The 20,074-nt window shown below is 56.9% G+C and carries 18 protein-coding genes; 9 read left to right on the top strand and 9 right to left on the bottom strand.

The window, feature by feature from the left end; genetic code table 11:
• Window positions 1–97: 97 nt before the first annotated feature.
• From G3M56_RS05435 to G3M56_RS05425, 3 genes are all read left to right on the top strand, one after another.
• On the top strand, window positions 98–859 hold the full coding sequence (locus G3M56_RS05435; protein ID WP_164365723.1) for an exodeoxyribonuclease III: 762 nt from the start codon (window positions 98–100) through the stop codon (window positions 857–859).
• A gap of 178 nt (window positions 860–1,037) precedes the next feature.
• Entirely contained in the window at window positions 1,038–2,276 is a 1,239-nt protein-coding gene (locus G3M56_RS05430) for an aldose epimerase family protein (RefSeq protein ID WP_164365724.1), read from the top strand.
• 754 nt (window positions 2,277–3,030) lie between these two features.
• Window positions 3,031–3,981 (top strand): IS110 family RNA-guided transposase, encoded by a 951-nt coding sequence (locus G3M56_RS05425; protein WP_164365767.1) that lies wholly within the window; start codon window positions 3,031–3,033, stop codon window positions 3,979–3,981.
• A gap of 194 nt (window positions 3,982–4,175) precedes the next feature.
• Here G3M56_RS05425 and G3M56_RS05420 read toward each other — a convergent pair whose 3' ends face one another.
• The 6 genes from G3M56_RS05420 to G3M56_RS05395 all read right to left on the bottom strand — a co-directional run bounded on the left by G3M56_RS05420 (window position 4,176) and on the right by G3M56_RS05395 (window position 9,710).
• Window positions 4,176–4,586: a rhodanese-like domain-containing protein gene (locus G3M56_RS05420; RefSeq protein ID WP_235203603.1), complete on the bottom strand. Its 411-nt coding sequence runs from the start codon at window positions 4,584–4,586 to the stop codon at window positions 4,176–4,178.
• Entirely contained in the window at window positions 4,583–5,119 is a 537-nt protein-coding gene (locus G3M56_RS05415; protein ID WP_164364249.1) for a DUF1573 domain-containing protein, read from the bottom strand. Before G3M56_RS05415 ends, G3M56_RS05420 begins: the two co-directional genes overlap by 4 nt.
• A 587-nt stretch (window positions 5,120–5,706) precedes the next feature.
• A complete protein-coding gene (locus G3M56_RS05410; protein WP_164364247.1) occupies window positions 5,707–6,114 on the bottom strand; it encodes a hypothetical protein in 408 nt (135 codons plus the stop codon).
• A 436-nt stretch (window positions 6,115–6,550) separates the two neighbouring features.
• On the bottom strand, window positions 6,551–7,012 hold the full coding sequence (locus tag G3M56_RS05405; protein WP_164364245.1) for a hypothetical protein: 462 nt from the start codon (window positions 7,010–7,012) through the stop codon (window positions 6,551–6,553).
• Window positions 7,013–7,430: 418 nt separating this feature from the next.
• Window positions 7,431–8,186 carry a hypothetical protein gene (locus tag G3M56_RS05400; RefSeq protein ID WP_235203602.1) on the bottom strand — a complete coding sequence of 252 codons (756 nt, stop codon included), beginning with the start codon at window positions 8,184–8,186 and terminating at the stop codon, window positions 7,431–7,433.
• Between the two features lie 516 nt (window positions 8,187–8,702).
• Window positions 8,703–9,710 carry a hypothetical protein gene (locus tag G3M56_RS05395; RefSeq protein ID WP_164364242.1) on the bottom strand — a complete coding sequence of 336 codons (1,008 nt, stop codon included), beginning with the start codon at window positions 9,708–9,710 and terminating at the stop codon, window positions 8,703–8,705.
• Between the two features lie 383 nt (window positions 9,711–10,093).
• Here G3M56_RS05395 and G3M56_RS05390 point away from each other — a divergent pair, with 383 nt between their 5' ends.
• Window positions 10,094–11,032: an SHD1 domain-containing protein gene (locus G3M56_RS05390; RefSeq protein WP_327786998.1), complete on the top strand. Its 939-nt coding sequence runs from the start codon at window positions 10,094–10,096 to the stop codon at window positions 11,030–11,032.
• 326 nt (window positions 11,033–11,358) lie between these two features.
• On the opposite strand, the gene G3M56_RS05385 is transcribed toward G3M56_RS05390, so the two are convergent.
• Both G3M56_RS05385 and bamA read right to left on the bottom strand, forming a co-directional pair.
• On the bottom strand, window positions 11,359–11,976 hold the full coding sequence (locus tag G3M56_RS05385; RefSeq protein ID WP_164364237.1) for an OmpH/Skp family outer membrane protein: 618 nt from the start codon (window positions 11,974–11,976) through the stop codon (window positions 11,359–11,361).
• A 167-nt stretch (window positions 11,977–12,143) separates the two neighbouring features.
• Window positions 12,144–14,483 (bottom strand): outer membrane protein assembly factor BamA, encoded by a 2,340-nt coding sequence (bamA, locus tag G3M56_RS05380; protein ID WP_164364235.1) that lies wholly within the window; start codon window positions 14,481–14,483, stop codon window positions 12,144–12,146.
• A gap of 224 nt (window positions 14,484–14,707) precedes the next feature.
• On the opposite strand from bamA, the gene ruvB reads away from it, so the two are divergent.
• Genes ruvB through rsgA form a run of 5 tightly spaced genes read left to right on the top strand, consistent with a single transcriptional unit; the run spans window position 14,708 to window position 18,819 of the window.
• Window positions 14,708–15,736: a Holliday junction branch migration DNA helicase RuvB gene (gene ruvB / locus G3M56_RS05375; protein ID WP_164364233.1), complete on the top strand. Its 1,029-nt coding sequence runs from the start codon at window positions 14,708–14,710 to the stop codon at window positions 15,734–15,736.
• 12 nt (window positions 15,737–15,748) lie between these two features.
• Window positions 15,749–15,991 carry a hypothetical protein gene (locus tag G3M56_RS05370; RefSeq protein ID WP_164364231.1) on the top strand — a complete coding sequence of 81 codons (243 nt, stop codon included), beginning with the start codon at window positions 15,749–15,751 and terminating at the stop codon, window positions 15,989–15,991.
• A gap of 18 nt (window positions 15,992–16,009) precedes the next feature.
• Window positions 16,010–16,582, top strand: coding sequence for a hypothetical protein (locus G3M56_RS05365; RefSeq protein WP_164364229.1), 573 nt, complete (start codon window positions 16,010–16,012; stop codon window positions 16,580–16,582).
• Between the two features lie 12 nt (window positions 16,583–16,594).
• Window positions 16,595–17,680 (top strand): M42 family metallopeptidase, encoded by a 1,086-nt coding sequence (locus G3M56_RS05360; RefSeq protein WP_164364227.1) that lies wholly within the window; start codon window positions 16,595–16,597, stop codon window positions 17,678–17,680.
• Between the two features lie 38 nt (window positions 17,681–17,718).
• Entirely contained in the window at window positions 17,719–18,819 is a 1,101-nt protein-coding gene (gene rsgA, locus G3M56_RS05355) for a ribosome small subunit-dependent GTPase A (RefSeq protein WP_164364225.1), read from the top strand.
• A gap of 18 nt (window positions 18,820–18,837) precedes the next feature.
• Here the strand turns inward: rsgA and G3M56_RS05350 are convergent, their stop codons facing one another.
• Window positions 18,838–19,947: a hypothetical protein gene (locus tag G3M56_RS05350; protein ID WP_164364223.1), complete on the bottom strand. Its 1,110-nt coding sequence runs from the start codon at window positions 19,945–19,947 to the stop codon at window positions 18,838–18,840.
• Window positions 19,948–20,074 lie beyond the last annotated feature (127 nt).

The following is a 20,074-nucleotide window of genomic DNA, read 5'->3' as shown; positions in this document are numbered from 1 at the left end:
CCCATCCCATAACGGATCGTCAGCCACTCCCAACAAGCCGCCGCTTTTCACGCCGAGGCTCTTGAGTTTCCCCCGCCCCGACCGCATGCTCCCCGCGATGAAACTTTACTCATGGAACGTGAATGGCATCCGGGCCGCCCTCACCAAAGGGCTCGCCGAAACCCTCAAACAATCTGAAGCGGACTTCTTCTGCGTTCAGGAAACCAAGGCCCGCCCGGAACAGGTCGACCACACCTTCCTCGAGGAACTCGGCTACCAATCGGCGTGGAACTCGGCGGAGAAAAAGGGCTACTCAGGCACCGCCATCTTCTTTCGCCAAGAACCCATCGCCACCACCCTCGGCATCGGCATCCCCGAACACGACACCGAAGGCCGTGTCGTGACACTCGAATACCCGGACTTCTTCCTCGTCACCGTCTACACACCAAACGCACAAAACGAACTCAAGCGCCTGGCCTACCGCCAGCAGTGGGATGTCGATTTCCGCGAGTACGTTAGTGGGCTCAACGCAAAGAAACCCACCATCGTCACCGGCGACCTGAATGTCTCGCACCAGGAAATCGATCTGGCCCGACCAAAAGCCAACCGCTTCAGCGCCGGCTTCTCCGACGAAGAACGCGCCGGATTCTCCGCGCTCTTGGAGGCTGGGTTCGTCGATACCTTCCGCGAGTTCGAAAAAGGCCCGGACCACTACAGCTGGTGGAGCTTCCGCGGCGGAGCCCGCAAACGCAACGTCGGCTGGCGCCTCGATTACTTCTGCGCCAGCACCCAGCTCAAGGATCAACTCAAAGCCGCCGCCATCCACCCGGATATCATGGGCTCGGACCACTGCCCGGTCTCACTCGAGCTCGACCTGTAACCAATGGCTCCAAATTAAGAAAACCCGACATAGGCCACGCGCCAACTCCAACGCGCCAACGCCTCCTACGGCCACGCGCCAACGGCGCTACCTAACGTAGCCCATGGCAACGCCATGGGTGAGCGCCCACCCCATTAACAAGCCCCGTAGGGGCGCCCTAATCCCCCCCCTATCATCCATGAGCACTTGTTCTGTACAACGCATCACCGATCTCTGCGGTCGCGCCGCCAGCGTCCTGACCAATGGCGACGTCCGCGTCGTGGTCGAGGACTTCGGCGGCATGACCCCGGAGTTCAGCTACCGCAACCAACACGGATATGTGAACACCCACCTGATTCCGGCATTCCGCGGCACCACCTGCGGCTTCGATCCGGCAAGACATCAGGATTGGGGGATCAAACTCGTCCACGAACTGGCCGGCAATTTCCCATGCTTCCCGCAGTTCGGCAATCCCTCCACCAAGCGCGGTTACGAGATCCCAGGCTGCGGCCACACCGCCCAGCTCGACTGGAAGGTTGAGAAATCCGGCACCCGCGATGGCTATTGCTTCGTCTATTCGACCATGGGCGGCCCCGAAACCGAACACATCCACTACGAGAAGTTCGATATCCTCCTCGACGGCCACTCGGTCCACTACCAGGTCATGCGCATGCGCAACGACCGCGGCGAAGACTTCGACTTCGGCGGCGCCTGGCACAACACCACCGGCCAACCCTTTATCGAAAAAGGCTGCCGCATCTCCGCCTCGGCCGACCGCTACCACACACCCGTCGTCAGCCACGACCCGGATCAACGCGAAATGCTCGCTCTCAACCGCGAGTTCTCCAGCCTCAAGGACGCACCCACCGCAGACGGCGGCAGCACGGACATCTCGGTCGTCCCCGGCATGATCGGCTTCACCGACTTCCTCACCGGACGCATCCCACAAACTGCCGACCTCGGCTGGATGAGCGTGGTCAATCCAAACCAACAAAGCCTCTACCTCACGTTCTTCGACGGCCCGGCCAGCGTGGCAGAGGGCGAGTTCACCTTCTACTTCAACCACCTCTGGCTGCAGTACGGCGGGCGCAATTACAAACCATGGGCCAGCTACGACGGCGGAGTCGACCGTGTATTCGCCGTCGGCGTGGAAAGCGCCATCAGCGCATGGGGCTACGGACTCGACTACAGCGACGAGCACCCCGTCCTCATGGGCAACCCAACCAAACTCACACTCAAAGCCGGCGAAACCAAAACCCTCTACCACGGCACGCTCATCGGCCCGGTCGGCAGCAGCGCTCTCGACGAAGGAATCGACTCGCTCGAACGCACCGACGACTCACTCGTCGCCATGGGCAAAGCCACCACCACCTTCGCCGCCGACGCCCGCTTCACCCGCCTGCGCCAAATCGTCGCCGAGCTCGACCAAAAAGCATAATACCATTTGAACGGTCAAATTGGCGGAATGGCGGAGAGCTTTTTCGAGTGAGGCAAGGCGCGAACCGCGATGCTAGCGGGCTACCTGAGCGGTGAGTAACACAGCATCACTCAAAAAGATCCCGCCAAGATCACTTTCTTCACACCATATTCCTCCCCCCATCGGTTACGCCAAGGTGACCGTTTAAATGGTATAACCACCTCCTGCTACCAGAAATTCATAACGCCCGCCCCGCTCTGCGGCGCGGGCGTCTTTCGTTCCCCGGCCACCCAAGCGCACCCCACGGACCGCCGGATTTCACCCGCCCCCCAAAGCACTATACAGACCGCCGGATTGTACCCGCCCCCCAAAGCCCCCACGGACCGCCGGATTTTACCCGGCTACCAAAACCATCGGAGCGCAGCGACCACTTGCCCCCCCCGCAGCACCAACCAACGCCACCGATCCCCCGCCCCGCAAGCCGCCCACCTGAAAATGCTTGTCCCGAATGGCACTAACTCAGGCCTCAGCGTCGTCAATTCCGCGCTTGGTTGGTCAATTTGAGCTATTCCTAGCTCCATCGGTTTCATACGAAACCGGAGGTTGATCAAGGTGGGGGTGGCCACCCCCACCTCGATCGCTGAAACAGTCACTCCGTTCCTCCTCGAGTCCTTGAACTCGTCTTTCAGCAAGGAGGCCTGTTTCCCTCAAATCCATCTGCAGTTCGTAGAGTTGCAAGAGCCCGAGAGCTCGTAGATCCAAGGTTGAAATACAGATGAACACTCAGAACAAACACTATATCGGCGTCGATGTCAGCAAAGATAAACTCGACTTTTATCACCCCAAAACAAAGCGCTCCTGGACCGTTCCCAACACTCCATCAAAGGTAAAATCGGAGCTCCTCAAGCTATCCAAACAACAGGACGAAATCCACATCATCTGTGAGCCTACCGGTGGCTATGAAAAGTGCCTCCTCGCTCAAGCATTGGAGCTAAACATTCCCATCAGCCTGGTTAATCCAAAGCGAGCACGAGCATTTGCCGAGGCCATGGGAATCTCAGCGAAAACTGACGCGATGGATGCCACGGTCTTGTCTCGCTTCGGAGAGTCGATCACCCCGGCATCCCGCGTAAAACCTACAGCTCTGCAGGAGAAGATGTCAGCGATCGCCAGGATTAAGGATCGTTTCACCCGCCAAGCTGCAGCTCAGAAAACGGCCCTTCAAAAGGTCACCGACAGCTTTGTGAAGAAGGAGCTCAAGACCCAAATCCAAAGCCTTGAGCGAGCGATTGCTCGTTGCCAAAAGCAACTCGACACACTCATTGCGAAAGACGCCGTGCTGCGTGAGAAGAAGCGCAAAATCGAGTCGATCAAAGGACTTGGTCTGGCTGCATCCACGGTCTTCTTGTCTGAAATGCCAGAACTGGGCGCAATCACCGACAACCAGGCTTCGGCTTTAGTTGGAGTTGCGCCATTCAACAAAGACACCGGCACTCATAGCGGCAAGAGGCACGTCCGCGGAGGAAGGCATTTACTCCGGCGCAGCCTCTACATGCCTGCTCTATGCGCCACGAACCACAACCCGATTTTGAAGGAATTTTATGGCCGTCTGATCGCCAAAGGAAAACCTCATCATGTCGCCATCACCGCCGTGATCCGAAAGCTTGTCAGACTCGTAAACCGCCTTCTTTCCGACCCCAATTTCGAGCCGATAAAACAAAATTAGAAACAGAGTTGCTGAAAGCGCGTCTCATAACAGCCTAGGGTCAGCGAGCCTCAGGCGAGCGCCACCCTAGGTAAATACACCCACCAATCCCCGGCCGAGCGTGCGATAACGCCAAGGCGCAGCACCCTCCCCGATGGCCGCTCCCGACACGAACAGGTACCGTAAATTAGTGCCACTCATCCCTGTCCATATTCTCACACGTACACCGTCATTCCCGTCCCCAGCTCCTCCAACTCCGAGCGCACCCTGTGGCTCTCTCCACACTCCGTCGACGCACAATACAAAACCACTCCACCCGCATAGAGATCCACCCCTTCCATCTGCTGCTCAAAGAACGCGTCCAACAAATCATCGCCTTCCAGCACCGACACATTGATCGCCCCGTCCACATGAAAGCGCTCATACTCCGCGTGCGGACGCAGATCCACCCACAGCAGTTTATCCATTGCCAGGGCATCGCGGGCCAAAATCTCTCCCTCACCCAGATCGGCCTTGGTCAGCGCCTCCCCCAACTCCGCCGCATCCGGATGCACCATCCGCACCAGCATCGCAACGACCGCCACCGCCACACTCAGCGCCAGCAATTGAACAATCAATCGCTTCATCGCGTGACCTGAGCAAAAATCACATGCTTGCGGTACTTCTCAATCGGGCAATCCGTATCGATCCGGATCATCCCTAGCTGAGCCCCCTGCAGCTCCAATGGAGTCACATCGATGCGGTATCGCTGCCCCGCCACGACCTCCACCACGCTCACCTCCATGTTCTTCCTGGTGGATGTCGCAGCCATCACACGGATCGGTCGCTCCCAATCCATCGTCACTTCCACGGACCGCGTGACGCCCGCCTCCCCGACCCGCCACTGCAGCTTCTTCTCCGAAACCACCACCAACTCGGGAACCACCGCACGCAAGGTCAACACCTGCTCGGAGCGAGCACCAGAAGCATCCGCCATCACCACGGTCACCGATTTCTCAACCGCTCCGCTCTTGCTCCCTACCTTGAACAGTGCATCCACATGCCCCTTGCCGCCAGACTCCACCATCCGCTTCGGCCCTACACTGAGACACGCCCCGCATCCGGTGCGGAACTCCACCACATCTACCGGCCCCCCGTCTGGTTCTCGTGCAAAAAACACACACTCACCTCATTCTTGTCGGGCTCTACCGAAACCTCAACCACAGCAGACTCAAAAGTCAACGCTCCTGCCCAAACATCACCGGCAACAACAACGACAACCAAGAGCGCCTGAAACAACCGGCCGATCATCCAACTGCACATTCCTTTCACAACAGCCACCTAACACCCAATAACCAACCAACGCAAACGTATCTGCCGCCACCTTCCAGCCTTCAACCTGCCACTGCCGCAGGTGGCTGAAATCCCGTCCCGACGTGGCATCCACGCCACACAGATACGCCCGTCGCACACAGCGGCTGATGCAATGCCTCGCCGCGCAAGCGGCACCTTGCCTCTGGTTTCCGGAGGAGGAAACCACACTGAGCATGAACGAAGCGGAGCGCAGTTAATGGTAGAACGTGTCCTCGTCATCGCGAACCACTAGGGATCTTGCCGTCGTCATGTAAACGATAACGCCCGAAACCGCCCTTCAGATCCCAGAAAATGCCTGTCCCGGTTTTATGTCCATTCATGCCTGTCCTTGTTTTACGCGGCTTATTCTGCCAACCGGCGTATCGGGTTCTCGGGCTCACTTGACACCTGCAGTCATTTCAATTCCCACCCTGCCTTTCGAAGAACATACGCCCGTACCCGAGAAATTGCCTTTGAACGATGTTTGACCCCCATCCGTATCCATCGCTGATAAACCAACCCTTCAACAACAGCCCAAAATAAACCATCAGGATCAACCTTATCAATTCCGTTCCACAAAAACACAAAATCAGGATCAACCTTTGCCCTAACAGGAATACTCACCCACACGACATTCAAAGAACCCTTCCCTAGCAACGTCCGACAAAATTTTGACGCCTGAAGAGCATCAAACACCAAGGACTCCAGTTGTTTTAACTCGTCTGACCTAGCACCAGAAAAATGAACTCCCCGGAAAGAATTACTGTCCTCAAGCTTGAGCCCCCCGAACGCCACGAAACCTCTTAGCAAGAGGTCGGACAATATCAGCCTACAATCACTCATCGCGAAATATTTACAATTATTGATACATCGCAACAATATATCTATCCATAATATTGTTCTGGATTGCACCTGCGCATTCGCTCCAACGGGTGCTCGATAAACTCAACAGGAAGGAGCAGCGGCAACGGAATGAAATGCCACCATGGAGTTTTCATCGGAGGTGGAACCACTGGCGCTCGCACAGGGTAATCAAAACCGGGACACGCATCATTTCTAACCATCCGCGACACTCTGCACACCCGACAGCTCATCGGCAAGCCATATCTGTCCCGGTTTTATCTGTCCCGGTTTTATCTGTCCCGGTTTTATCTGTCCCGGTTTTATCTGTCCCGGTTTTATCTGTCCCGGTTTTATCTGTCCCGGTTTTATCTGTCCCGGTTTTACCCTTACCCTAGTTGATGCATGGCGTCATTTCCTATAGCGGCGTTCCCAACCGAGTGTACTTCGTCATTTGCCTCCTAAGTACAGAGCCATCGCTCAGCTTCAGCACAATTTGGCAAGCCTGACCACCTTGTAAAAATCTGGCACTAGATCTCAAGATGTACCTGCGCCATCTTGAATCATACTGATCCCACAAGTCGATATACTCTCTATATTCAGCATACTCATCACCACTAGGATCATTGGAATCAACAACAGACACCTCATGAACATCCCCATCAACACCTATAATCAGAGCTGAAATCACCTCCTTCTGAAGGCCGTCGGTCGAAGCAACATCGCAAAGCAAATCCCCCCTTCTCAAAGGGTATATCTTAATTTCATATCCGTCTTTTGCGGCACCGTCACTGTTGTATACGTCAACTCTAGTAATCGGCGAGACAACGCATGAAGACAATATTAACGACAAAAACAGACCAGCAGCAAATTTCATCATAGAAGCCCAAGTTAAAAACTACACCGAAAAAGACAAAATCCGCCCCCAGGATTCTCAGTAACACTTGGACCCAAACGCCCTGCCGGATGCGCAACAGAAAAGACAGGGATCGTTAATATAAAGTAATTCGGGACATGCATAATTTCTAACCATCCGCGATACTCTGCACACCCGACTGCTCATCGGCAAGGCATTTCACTCCGCCTCCGCCAATTCCCGCAGATTCTCCCTCAAATAGACCGATTCCACGCGGTTTCGCCCGGATCCCCACACCTTCAGGGCACAACAAATTCCGCACGGCTTAAGTGAGCCCGCATAGATCGCCGCCCAGTCCCCGCCAACACCACCACTCTGCCTCAACTTCCCCGATCAGCAGCCCCCAGAAAATGCCAGTCCCAGTTTTAACTACTTCTACTTTCTACGCAAACAAAACGAACCAAACGCCACCTTTCTTGTAGATATATAAAAACTCAACAAAAACGTTCATTTTACCACCACCTTCCATTTCAACACTTCCACGCAACAAAGCGCCACGATCAGACCAGACTAAGCACAATTTACTTCCGACCCTCAGACAATAAGAATCCATCGGAGCCACTTGAGCATCCACCAGCAACAGCTCGCCAAAACCTTCCGCCCCTGCATCCCACTCCACAAGATTGACATCCCGCCTCTCATCCGCCCCGCCCGCAACACAACTCAATGCATAGTTTGCCACAGCCGACAGCTCAGCCTGGGGTATATCGGACAGAACCTCACCGTCCCGCCACATGACACTCCTACCACTTAATAGATTCATCGAAAATGGTACGTAGTCGTCGCCCTCTCTCGAAAACGCATGTAGGAGCTCACCCTGCTTAAACAGACTTTTACTGCGAACTAGTCTGAACTCAGGCTCAGAGCCGACATTCTCTCGAAGAGGAGAGGCCTTTAACCGGATCAAATTTTCACCATCTCCAACGAACTTGGATATGTCCTTCCCGTATTGGCCCCACCCTACGAAAACCGGCTCACCGTTCACCCACCATTCGCTAGTCCAACCTGAGGCTCCATTTACGACATATAAATCACGCTCCGTCACCTTCTCGCTATTACCACTTCCACCACAAGAAGAAGAAAGCAGAGCCAGAACAAGCATGGGGGTCACCATTAAACGAAAAACACTACTCATCATTTCGAGCCAATAAAACGGGGACATGCATCATTTCCTAACCATCCGCGACACATTGCGCACCCGACAGCTCATCGGCAAGCCATTTCAGCCCGCCTCCACCGATCCCCGCGGATTCTCGCACAAATGGACGAATTCCACGCGGTTCTGCCCGAATCCCCACACCTTCTGGGCACAACAAAGCCCGCACGGCTTAAGCGACACCGCAGGTCACCGCCCAGTCCCCACCAACACCATTCTGCCTCAACTCCCCCAATCATCAGCCCCCTGAAAATGCCTGTCAGGAACGGCGCTCAATTAGCCCCCAGCGTCGTAAATTCCGCGCTGAAAGCGCGTCTCATAACAGCCTAGGGTCAGCGAGCCTCTGGCGAGCGCCACCCTAGGGAAATACACCCACCAATCCCCGGCCGAGCGTGCGATAACGCCAAGGCGCAGCCCCCTCCCCGATGGCCGCTCCCGACACGACCTGGCACCCTAAGTTAGCGCCATTCAGGCCCGTCCCGGTTTTAACCCAATTCGCTACCTCTCCTTTGTGACGCGCACAACGATATAACAGCCCGCGCCCAAAATCGCCGCAGCGCACCAGACCCACATGGGAACACCACTAGCCCCTCCATCCAGCAGTCCGCTATCATCATCAAGATTCGCATCTGCCTCGAAATCCAGTGTCCCCAGACCACCTCTCATTGCTCCCTGTTGTTCGACATCGGCATTGTTCTTTCGATTCCCAGCCCTCGCCTCCTCATAGAGGTCGCGAAGGGATTCGCGCTCAGAAGCGGTCCTACTAATAGATCTCCCCCCGCCTTTAGCACCCTCCAAACCAAACATGATTTCAAGTTCATGCGCTGCTATATCACACACACGAAGATATTTGCCGTCGGAATGAGGAAACGCCGGCACAACATCTCTCTCATCAGAGAGATATTCATCAACAACCGCTCCCAACACTTCATCGCTTCGCAAAAAACGAATTGAACGAACTACTGCTGCGCGGAAAGACAAACGCTTATCTAATCGCACCTTTTCCACAAGCCCCCCTCCTTCCTCGGAATTTAAAGCAATATCATAAAATACGGACTTCTCCACACGCCTTTCATCACGCTCACCATAGATACCCCCCATACCAACCCATTCCTGAGACGCGTTCACTACAGATCTCCCCTCTTCAAAAGCATCACGCATCCCGTGTTCGCCAATGTGTAAACTTACCAATAACATCTGACTCGGGCTCGCGGTTCCTTCTGCAATTATTGCTTTCAGGCCAGGCACAGCCACACGCGTCAGGCTTCGCATGTCATCGACATTAGAGAGGTACCTAATCATGTAATTTGCTAATGACGCCGAAAGCTGCCCGCCGCTTTGCACCAAAGAACTCTCGCAGTTCTTACGAGTGTATTCCTCGCTCCCCATCCCATACTTCCTCCGGAACTCTTCTTCTAGTAGACGAATTTTACCCTTCCGAACCTTCCTCTCCGCAGCGGTTTCATACCGGTAGTCTGCCCGAGCGTCGCCCTGCTCAGCATTCACCCACAAAGGAAACAGAAGAAGCAGAAGGACACCTAAGTGCCATGTGGGACGCGCATATCTTCTAACCATCCGCGACACTCTACCCGCTCGACCGTTCACCGACAAGGCATTCCCCACGTCCGCCCCAGCGTCACGCAGGTGCGGCCTTGAGGCTTCTGGTGACTTGCTGACCAGCTCGCAGAAATTCATGTGGATTCTGTCTGATAACACAGCACCAGCGATGGCCTCTACTTTTCGTTGTTTTTTGTGCTCTTTGTGCCTCCCCCCGGCTACGCCTGCAATCGAAAGCAGTGATTCTCACTGCACTCCAAACACCCTCAGCCCAAATCTATTTCCTCCTATTTTTCGCTACCTAACACAATTAAGACACGCTCTTAATTGGCATGCCAATTCGTACCTTCCCCCTGCTATTCTGCCTGTCGACATTCGCTTGGTCGGCTGAGATGAGAACCTGGACGTCGCAGGACAATCGGACAGTGGATGCCGAGTTCGTAAAAGTTGAGAGCGGCCGGGTATGGCTCAAGCTGGCTGGCGGAAAGGAAGTCGCCACTCCCTTTGAAAATCTTTCCGCCGCTGACCAGACATTGGTTCGAGAGCTGTATAAGAAGGCACAGGAAAAAGAGCTGGCCGACCAGAAGGCCGCGGAGCTAGCTGCGGAAAAGAAACGCGCAGCGATGCGAGAGAGGTGGAAGCCGGGGGAAGTGGTCAGCTGCACAACCAAGGGTGACCACCGCGTGACCTATCACGTGTACGTTCCAACCTCCTTTGATTTTGATCAACCTCCTCCGATGATCTACGGGTTCTCACCAAGTGGAAATGGCAGAGGCATCCTCGGCCAGCTCCGCGAGTCAGCAGAAAAGGCAGGGTGGATCGTGGTGGGGTGCGACAAACTCAAGAACAGCATGGGGAATCGCGAGCTCGAGTTGCTGCTTGAAGACGAGATATTGGCTGATGTGGCTGCAGAGGTTCCTCATGATCCGGAGCGCGTCTATTTGAGCGGAGCTTCAGGAGGGGCCATGCGTTGCTACGACATCGCGCACCGTCGAATAGATGTCCAATTTGCCGGAATTATCGCATTCGGAGGATGGTTGGGAGGCTCTGATTACCAGAGCAGGAAGTATCCCAAACGTATGGCTGTCGCGATAGTCAATGGCGACAAAGACGAAGGGGCAAACGCATGGGTTCAGTCTGATATTGAAGCGCTGAAGCGGTATCGCTGGGAGGCAAAGCACATCTCGTTTCCTGGAGGACATGTAGTAGCACCTCCAGCGGTGATCGATCAGGCAATCGAATGGATCAAACAACAGCCACTCCCAAAGTAATAGCGATGGGAAGGATGAGTTGGAGCAGTGATGGCGAGTCGGCTGCATCAGCGACCTAATGGGTGTTGATGCATTGCTGACCAGCTCGCGGAAAGTCATGTGGATCCCGTCTAAGAACACAGCACCAGCGATGGCCTCTACTTTTCGTGGCTTTTTGTGCTCTTTGTGGCCATCCCCCCCGGCTTCGCCTGCAATCGAAAGCAGTGATTCTCACAGCACTCCAAGAAACGCCCGCCACTAGCGGATGCCCCCCCTTCCCCTCACATAAAAAAACGGCCAGCCCCGGTGTGGGACTGGCCGTTTGATAGAGAGTCTGATCGCTCGCCTTACTCGGCAGCTTCCGCAGCTGCTTCCTTGGCTTCTTCGAGCAACTCGGCTGGTGCGTCTTTGTTCAACTCGGAGAGCACCGCTTCGGTGAAGTCGGTTGCGTCCTTCGAGTAAAGCATCAGCGGCGTACCACCGAGACCCACACCCGACTTGTCGAACACAAGGTCATAAGCGTCTGCCTTGGCGCGCTCCTGGACGATGTTCTGCACTTCGTCACGGATGCCGCGGAACATACGCTCAAGCTCAGCTTGGAGCTGACGACGTTTCTGGTTGGTCACCACTTCGATGTCCTTCTCCAGTGCACGTGCGTCTTGGAACTTCTGCTCGTATTCCTCCTGCTTGATGCGGCGGAACTCAGGCTTCATTTCGGCCGACTGGAAGTCCTTCTTGAGTTCTTCGAGCTGCTTGGCGAGGTCACGAAGCTTGGCGCGGCGCAGGTCGAGGTCGCGCTGGATCTCGGTCTGGCGCTCGTTGAGGTCGATACGTGCCTGCTTGGTCTTGTAGTAATTCTCAATCACCTGGCGCATGTCGACAACGCCGAGTTTGAGGTCCTGGGCCGCAGCGGTTCCGAGCGCCATGGCGCCGAGCACGAGGGTTACGATGAATTTACGAATCATAGGGTTCTTTTGTTATTTAATGAATCGGTGAACTAAAGCGGGGCACCCGCTCTACGAGTGCCCCGCGGTTGATGGCTAGATCAACAAACTTTTGATCGCTGGGATCAAGCTCTAAATCGGTGATTTTTCACCCCGGGGACTCGCCGCCGGGGGAAGCGTCACCAAACTTAGAATTTGTAGCCCATATTGAACTGGAACTTTCCGTTCGAGTCGTTGAACTCGTCGGACTGGATTGGAATACCGAAGTCGAGAGCAAGCGGACCGATTGGCAGGTTCAGGCGCAGACCCACACCCACGTTGGAGTTCAGATCACCGCCGAAGTCGAACGAGTCTTCACTCACCACACCGATGTCGTAGAAGACCGCACCACGCACACTCTCGATCAGAGGGAAGGTCACTTCAGCGCTACCAAAGAGCGAGGTCTGGCCGCCGATTGGCTCGCCGTTCTCATCCTTCGGCCCCACATCGCGGTAGTCGAAACCACGCAGGTTGCGGGCACCACCAAGGAACAAACGATCGAAGATCGGCACGTCATCACCGTCGACCACCGCCAACTGCCCCTGGAGGCTGAAGATGATGTCGTATGGCAAGTGTACGAACTTCAGGCCGTCGAGCTGGAAGCCCCAGTCATCGACGTCGCCGCCGAGGAAGTTCCCCGATCCGTAAACCTGGGCCGAGATCTTGTGACCACGGCGGGTAAGCTGGATGCTGTCGCGGGTGTCGAGGATGTAGCCGAGACCGAGACGGCTCTGGAGGAACTCACCTTCTTCAGCGCGGATGATGTCCGAGGCATTGTTATCAATGTCGCGGATCTCCACCTGCTGGAGTGTGTACTCGAGCTTGAGCGACGAGAACTCGGTGATTGGCTTGCGCAGGTAGAGGTTGCCGCCGAACTCACGCTGGTCGTAGTCGTCCGAGAGGTAGAGCAAGTCGCGGAAGTACGCCTCGCCACCGAGCGCCAGGCGGCGATCGAGGAAGTAGGGTTCTTCCAACGCGAGGCTCATGTCAAAGCGCTCGGTACCGATGCGGGCGTCCATCAGGAAGCGCTGGCCACCACCGGTGAAGTTTGGCCAGCCGAGCAGGTCGAAGTTGGTCTGTGACAAGGTGATGCCACCGACAATTGCGTCGATGGAGCTGATGCCCACACCCACACTCACCGATCCGGTGTTCTGCTCGTCGACGTTGACGCTGATGTCGCGGAACCCTTCCTCGCTGGAAACGGTAGGCTGCACCGTAACATTCGAGAAGTAGCCGGTGTTCATCAAACGCGCGCGGCTCACAGCGAGCTCGACTGTGTTGAGTTCATCACCAGGAAGAAGTGTCAGCTCGCGGCGGATCACTTTGTCCTTGGTCTTCACGTTGCCGCTGATATCCACGCGGCCGACATAGGAGATCTCACCCTCGGTCACCGAGTAGAGAATCGACACTTCCTGTGGAGCCACTTCGCGCACGATCACCTCAACATTCGCATCGGCGTAACCGCGGGAGCCGTAGTAATCGCCGATCAGCTTCTGGTCCGCCGCCACATTCTTGGCGGAGTAAGGAACGCCTGTGGTCTGAAGGAAGTCTGGTGTAATTTCTCCCGGCTGGAAGATCCGCAAACCTTCCACCTTGATGTCGCTCACCGTGTAGACGTCGCCCTCTTCGATTTTAAAGATGAGATCCACCTTCTCGTCGTCGACCGGCACGCGCTCTACATCGACCACGCGTGCACGGAGATAACCGGCATCCTGATAGGCGCCCTCGATCAAGCGGATGTCTTCCTGCAGCTGGAACTTATCAATCTTGCCCGATCCGGAAACAAATGAAAGCCACCCCTTCTCGGTGGTTTCGATCACGTCGCGCAGCTCATGGCGTTTGAAGGCGGTGTTCCCTTCAAACTGAATCTTGCGCACAAAGCCCTTGCCGCCCTCTTCGATGAAGAAGGTCACGGAATCAAACCCATCGCGGCCGGATGGCTCCACTCGATAGGTCACACTCACATCGGAGTAACCGCGCTTGATATACAGATCGACGATCTTCTCTTTGGCCTCGACCAACTCCGCATCGCGAAGCTTCTCGCCGGCATTGATCTCCACCTGCTTGCGCAGCTTTTCGTTATCCAAAACCGTGTTACCCACGAAGTCCACCGACTCCAGACCGCTGCGGGTTTCCACCACGTAGATCACGCGCAGACCGCCTTGGAAGTCATCGGTCAGAACGCGCACGTTCTCCACCTCACCACTTTCAATCATGGTGCGGATGTCCTCTTCGGTTCGGTCGATTGCGAAGGTCTGGCCAGGAGCCACGCCGATCATTCCGCGCAGGCGCTCTTTGGCAACCGTTTCAGGACCTTGGAAGCGGATATCAACCGCAGTCACCTTTTGCTCCTCGATCTGCTCCTGGGCAAATCCAGTGGAAACAATGACCGGCGATGTCACCGCCGCCGCGGTTACCAACAACATGCTCGCGACTACCCGACGAGTCGTTACCAACGTTCGTCGGCGCGAGGGGAACAATGGATTCATAATCAATATACTAACTGTAGTGATGCGATGGATAGAACACCCCACCGAAAAGCTCCGGCGCGGTATGTGACAGGCATGGAACAAGTGATTGCCAATAGCGTCAAGAGTAAAGGCAGGGATCCTAGCAGCTCAGGTCTCGCCGAAACCTTTCACCTTTACGGGATTGCGCTGGTCGCGTATTCAGTGAGGGCTCGAAAGCCCCCGCCATTCCGATTCCCTACTCCGTGTCCGACAACTATTTCCAACAAACGCTCTCCGAACCACGCAACGATTTCGACTCATCGCTGCGCCCACCGGATTTCGACGAGTTCTCCGGACAAGACAAAATCAAAGAGCGGCTGATGCTGATGGTGGAGGCCGCGAAGATGCGCGACGACGTACTCCACCACGTCCTGCTTTGCGGCCCTCCGGGATTGGGTAAAACCACGCTGGCCAACATCATCGCCAACGCAGTAGGCGCGAAGCTGCACACCTCCTCCGGCCCGCAGATTGAAAAGGCGGGCGATCTGGCGGGTCTGCTGACCAATCTGGAAGAAGGTGATGTGCTCTTCATCGACGAGATCCACCGCCTTCACCCGAGCATCGAAGAATACCTCTACCCAGCGATGGAGGACTTCAAGATCGACATCATCATCGACCAGGGGCCGAATGCCCGCTCGATCGAGCTTCAACTGCCGCGCTTTACGCTGGTCGGAGCCACCACCCGCCAAGGCATGCTGACCGCGCCGCTGCGCTCGCGCTTCGGGCTGGTCAACCGCCTCGACTACTACACCGCGGAGCAGCTCGCCGGCATCGTCACCCGCAGCGCCGGCATCCTCGGCGTCGAGATCGAGCCCGGCGGAGCGTTGGAGGTCGGGCGTCGTTCACGCGGCACCCCGCGGATCGCCAACTCGCTTCTGCGCTGGGCACGCGACTTCGCCCAGGTCCGTGCCGATGGCACCATCACCGCAAAAGTCGCCGACCAGGCTCTGGGCATGATCGACATCGACGCCGACGGCATCGATGAAATGGACAAGCGCATCCTCGAAACCGTGATCCACAAGTTTGAAGGCGGCCCCGTTGGCCTGCGCTCGGTCGCCGTAGCCGTAGGCGAAGACGCCTCAACGCTTGAAGAAGTCAACGAGCCGTACTTGATCATGCAAGGCTTCCTCGCCCGCACTCCGAGAGGCCGCGTGGCCCTGCCTGCAGCGTACACAAAAATCGGCGTGGAGCCCCCACGCCGCGTCCTCGGAGACCAACCGGAATTGCTCTAACCCACTGCCCAGATGATCAAATACCACAGCTACCTACTCGTCATCGCCGGACTGGCCGTGCTGTGCTTTTTCCGCGACAATCTCTACACTGGGCTGGCGCGCTTCGCCGCACCGTCGCTCGATGGCCCGGATTCCTTCAGCGCCACGGACGAAATGCTGCTCCGCTCGCTCACGTTCATCATCCCATCCGCCCTCATCCTAGTCGGCGCTCTGAATCTGTGGCGCACCTCCCGCAACCAGAAGCCCCTCCAATAACATAGCCACCACACTGCCATGTTTGACCAACTCCCGATCCTCATCGAGCAACTCAAGACACCGGAATACCTCCATCTGGTGCTTCACCCATTGCTCGTCCACGGACTCCTTCTGTGCGGCATCCTCGCCCTCTTTTGCATGGTACTGCGGCAGAAGGTCGCGTTGGCAGTGGTACTGGTGCTCACCGCGCTTTGTGCGGGTGCGGCCTTTCCGTACCTGACCATCCGCACCGAAATCATTCCGGAGCTGCAGTTATCCCACGACCACCACCTCGCATCCGAGATCGAAGGGATCACCACAGCGTTCTCCAAGGTGATCTGGATTTACTATGCTATCAGCGGGCTGGCGTTCCTCGCCGCCGCCACCCTCCCGCTCAAAAAGAAACTGTGGGTCCCGCTGACCGTTCTCACCATCTGCGGCGCACTCTACGGAGCAGGACTCGCGGCCAGCTATCATTTGCGCGAATCCCGCATCTACCACCCGAACCTCGAATCACCTGGAGAAATCCACGACTTGAACACACCTCTGACCCCGTCCACGGTGCCGCCTGAGATCGAGTTCCCGTCTCCCCGGTCGTCGAAACGACACTGACTCTAATTTGCCATGAAAAAATCCAGCCAATCCTTTTTGTTCGACCTTCTCGCCACGCCCTCCCCGACCGGCTTCGAAGCTCCGGGCCAGCGCAAGTGGCTCAAGCACATTGCCCAGTTCGCGGACTCCACCGAGTCCGACACCTACGGCACCGCATGGGCAACAATCAACGGATCGGCCAAGGACGCGCCGACGGTAATGCTGGAGTCTCACGCCGACGAAATCGGTTACATCGTCAAATACATCACCGACGACGGGTTCCTCCACATCGACCTGGTGGGAGGCTCGGATGCCGCCACCGGACGCGGCCGCCGCATTGACATCTTCGGCGACAAAGGAACCGTCCGCGGAGTGATCGGCAACACTGCCATCCATTTGCGCAAGGACCTCGGCAACGAAAAGGCACCGAAGATCCACGAACTCTATGTCGACGTCGGCGCCACCTCGAAGAAGGAAGTCGAAGAACTCGGCATCCGCGTCGGTGTGCCGGCCGTCTACATCGACGGGCCGGAAATGCTCGGAAAGAACCTGGTCATGGGCCGTGCTCTCGACAACCGCGTTGGTGGATTCATCATCGCCGAAGTGATGCGCAAGCTCGCCGAAGGCAAGAAAAAGCCGAAGGCCAACATCGTGGCCGTCAATGCCGTGCAGGAAGAAATCGGCGGTTACGGCGCGAAAATGGCCACCCACCGCATCTCACCTGATGTCGCCGTCGTGCTCGACGTCACCCACGCCACGGACACTCCCGGCATCCCGAAGGAGATCCACGGATCGGTCACCCTGGGCGGCGGACCAAGCATCTCCCACGGCACGTGCAACCACCCGGAGGTCGTAAAGCGACTGATGCAGGTCGCCGAAGAATCCCAGGTCACACTGCAGCACGAATCGTCGTCCCGTTACTCCGGAACTGATACCGACCAGATCTACCACATCAAAAACGGTATCCCGTCCGGGCTCATCTCGCTGCCGCTGCGCTACATGCACTCGGTGGTGGAAACCGCGCACATCAAGGACATCGAGAAAACCATCGAACTGCTCTATCAGTTCGTGCTCTCGGTGGAACCCAAAGATGAGTTCAAGGTGCGCCTGCTCGACTAGACCGGAACTTCCCGCTTCCCCGCACCAGATCCAACGCCATGACTCTCGAAGACCTCGGATGGAACGATCAGTTCGCCAAAGAGTTCAAGCCCTACGCCAAAGAAGGGCTGACTCCCGCACGACTGATCCGCGACAATAAGATCAGTTATGGCGCATTGATGGCCGACGGCGAAGAGCGCGAAGCCATCATGAGCGGCAAGGTCTACCACGACGCCGAGTGCGACGCGGAACTGCCTGCGGTGGGCGACTGGGTGGCGCTGGATCTCAGCCCGGAAAAGGAAGCCGTCATCCGCGGCCGCCTCACCCGCCAAAGCTGTCTCTCGCGCAAGGCATCGGGCAAGAGCACTGAAGAACAAGTCATCGCCACCAATGTCGACGTCGTGGCCGTGGTCACCGATCCGGGTCCCGACCTCAACCTGCGCCGCATGGAGCGCTACTTTGCGCTGATCGGGCGCAGCAAGGCGCACCCTGTCGTTTTGGTGAACAAAGCGGATTTGTTCGACGAAGATGACTGCCGCGAGGCCGCCGATGCCATCCAGGCGCTCAACCCGGATGCCGACGTACACATCACCAGCGTCGTCGAAGGTACCGCACTGGAGGCTCTGCGTTCCTATCTGGCGCCCGGCAAATCGATCACACTCATCGGGTCAAGCGGTGTGGGCAAGTCGTCGGTCGCCAACCAACTGCTCGGCGAAGACTACCAGTGGACCGACGACGTGAACGAACTCACCGGAAAGGGACGCCACACCACCACCGCACGCGAACTCATCGTGCTCGATGACGGCGGCATCCTGATCGACAACCCGGGCATCCGCGAAGTCCACATGTGGACGGACGAGACCACGCTGCGCGACCGCTTTGCAGACATCTCCAAGCTGGCGGAGCAATGCAAGTTCCACGACTGCAAACACGGCACGGACAAAGGCTGTGCCATCCGCGCAGCCCTGGAGCGCGGTGATCTCGACCCGGCCCGCTTTGAAGGGTTCCTCAAACTCGACGAGGAAATCGCCACGCTGCTAGCCAACCGGAAGAAGCGCCAGATGACCATCGAGCGCCGCACCAAGCGAGACAAACATTCAAGGGCGAAAAAGTACCAACTACGCCGTGATATCGACGACGAAGAACGTTACGTGAAGTAACCTTGGCGCAACCGCGCGTCACAGCACACCCGGCACGGACTCGAGCGTCTGCCAAAACCAGCGCGTATACGCAGGCCGGCTCTCGTCGCTGACGTGGTCGCCGTCGGCATAATCGCTCACTGAGAATGGCATCGTGTCGTTCTCGTCAATCAGCAGCACGCCCTGCTGCCCGGCATAGGCACGCAAGTCGCTCAAATACTGATCCAGCGACTCACTTTGCTCCGGCATCCCATTTTTTTCCGGGCGCCGCATGACACGGAAGAACACCAGCTGGACATTGGCCTCGCGCGCCATTTCCACCATCGCCGGCAGAAACGATCCCTCCAACGCATCGGCGAACTTCTCCGGAGTGGTGTAACCGTTCATCATCACCTCGCCATCGGTGAGCAATTCGGAGCCCACGTCCGCAGGCAGATCGTGGCGCAGGTTCCCCAGCGAAAAGCGCTCATTCATGTACTCGCGCCGCTCTTCTTTGCCATGCGCCAACCGCGTGGCGTCCAGTGCCCAGTCGGAAACGCGGGTCACGGCTGCATCGGAAGGTGATTTCAAATAAGCCAGCGAACTCTCAAGCGCATTGGCATCCCCCAGCGTGCCGTCCACACGACGCATCACCTCCTCGGACAACGGACCACCGCCAGCCAGCCCCTCGGCAAAGGCAATCCCATTGTCGTTGCTGCGGAAGCCCGGCCACGTCAGAAAGCGATCGCGGAAAAAGATCACCGCCACTTTCGGCCGCTTGGCCTCAGAGGTCGCGCACACCTCGCGCAGCGTCAGATACCACACCAGGCTGAACGTGTTCCCCTCCTTCAAAAGATCCGCACGGAGCGGTGCCGCTTCCTGACGCAACAAATGACGATCGATCCGCGAACCGAGCATGGAGTTGCCGATCAACACGACATCCTGACTCCGCCCCAGCCGCTTGAGCATCGTTTCCCTTTGCTCAGTTCCTTCATCAAAATAGTCCACTCCGTCTGACCGCAGGCCTTTCTCTTGTGCCGCCTCTTCGGCTTGCACACGCAGCACCACGCTCAACACCATCGCCGCGACAATCGCGCACAACAGAACCATCACCTCAAGCCCACCCGGGCGGCGCTCGATGGATTCTGCAGTTGGAGCCTGACTACTCATAGACGGGGGCAAAACTACCCATCGACGTCGCCCAAACCACCACCCACACGCATTTCGGCAAAATCCCCCGCCACAACCCATAAATCATCCATTCCCCCTAGGGGAGCTGCCGTTCTGCCTCAACGCC

The organism is Sulfuriroseicoccus oceanibius (assembly GCF_010681825.2).
GTDB lineage: Bacteria > Verrucomicrobiota > Verrucomicrobiia > Verrucomicrobiales > SLCJ01 > Sulfuriroseicoccus > Sulfuriroseicoccus oceanibius.
This window is presented reverse-complemented; position numbering and strand designations above follow the sequence as displayed.

What these genes read in the sequence shown, in the direction of transcription:
- G3M56_RS05435 (WP_164365723.1), top strand. Translation starts at nt 98, where the DNA reads ATGAAACTTTACTCATGGAACGTGAATGGCATCCGGGCCGCCCTCACC.
- G3M56_RS05405 (WP_164364245.1), bottom strand. Translation starts at nt 7,012, where the DNA reads ATGATGAAATTTGCTGCTGGTCTGTTTTTGTCGTTAATATTGTCTTCA.
- G3M56_RS05365 (WP_164364229.1), top strand. Translation starts at nt 16,010, where the DNA reads ATGTTTGACCAACTCCCGATCCTCATCGAGCAACTCAAGACACCGGAA.
- G3M56_RS05370 (WP_164364231.1), top strand. Translation starts at nt 15,749, where the DNA reads ATGATCAAATACCACAGCTACCTACTCGTCATCGCCGGACTGGCCGTG.
- G3M56_RS05430 (WP_164365724.1), top strand. Translation starts at nt 1,038, where the DNA reads ATGAGCACTTGTTCTGTACAACGCATCACCGATCTCTGCGGTCGCGCC.
- G3M56_RS05420 (WP_235203603.1), bottom strand. Translation starts at nt 4,586, where the DNA reads ATGAAGCGATTGATTGTTCAATTGCTGGCGCTGAGTGTGGCGGTGGCG.
- G3M56_RS05360 (WP_164364227.1), top strand. Translation starts at nt 16,595, where the DNA reads ATGAAAAAATCCAGCCAATCCTTTTTGTTCGACCTTCTCGCCACGCCC.
- G3M56_RS05425 (WP_164365767.1), top strand. Translation starts at nt 3,031, where the DNA reads ATGAACACTCAGAACAAACACTATATCGGCGTCGATGTCAGCAAAGAT.
- G3M56_RS05400 (WP_235203602.1), bottom strand. Translation starts at nt 8,186, where the DNA reads ATGATGAGTAGTGTTTTTCGTTTAATGGTGACCCCCATGCTTGTTCTG.
- G3M56_RS05390 (WP_327786998.1), top strand. Translation starts at nt 10,094, where the DNA reads ATGCCAATTCGTACCTTCCCCCTGCTATTCTGCCTGTCGACATTCGCT.
- bamA (WP_164364235.1), bottom strand. Translation starts at nt 14,483, where the DNA reads ATGAATCCATTGTTCCCCTCGCGCCGACGAACGTTGGTAACGACTCGT.
- G3M56_RS05350 (WP_164364223.1), bottom strand. Translation starts at nt 19,947, where the DNA reads ATGAGTAGTCAGGCTCCAACTGCAGAATCCATCGAGCGCCGCCCGGGT.
- G3M56_RS05385 (WP_164364237.1), bottom strand. Translation starts at nt 11,976, where the DNA reads ATGATTCGTAAATTCATCGTAACCCTCGTGCTCGGCGCCATGGCGCTC.
- rsgA (WP_164364225.1), top strand. Translation starts at nt 17,719, where the DNA reads ATGACTCTCGAAGACCTCGGATGGAACGATCAGTTCGCCAAAGAGTTC.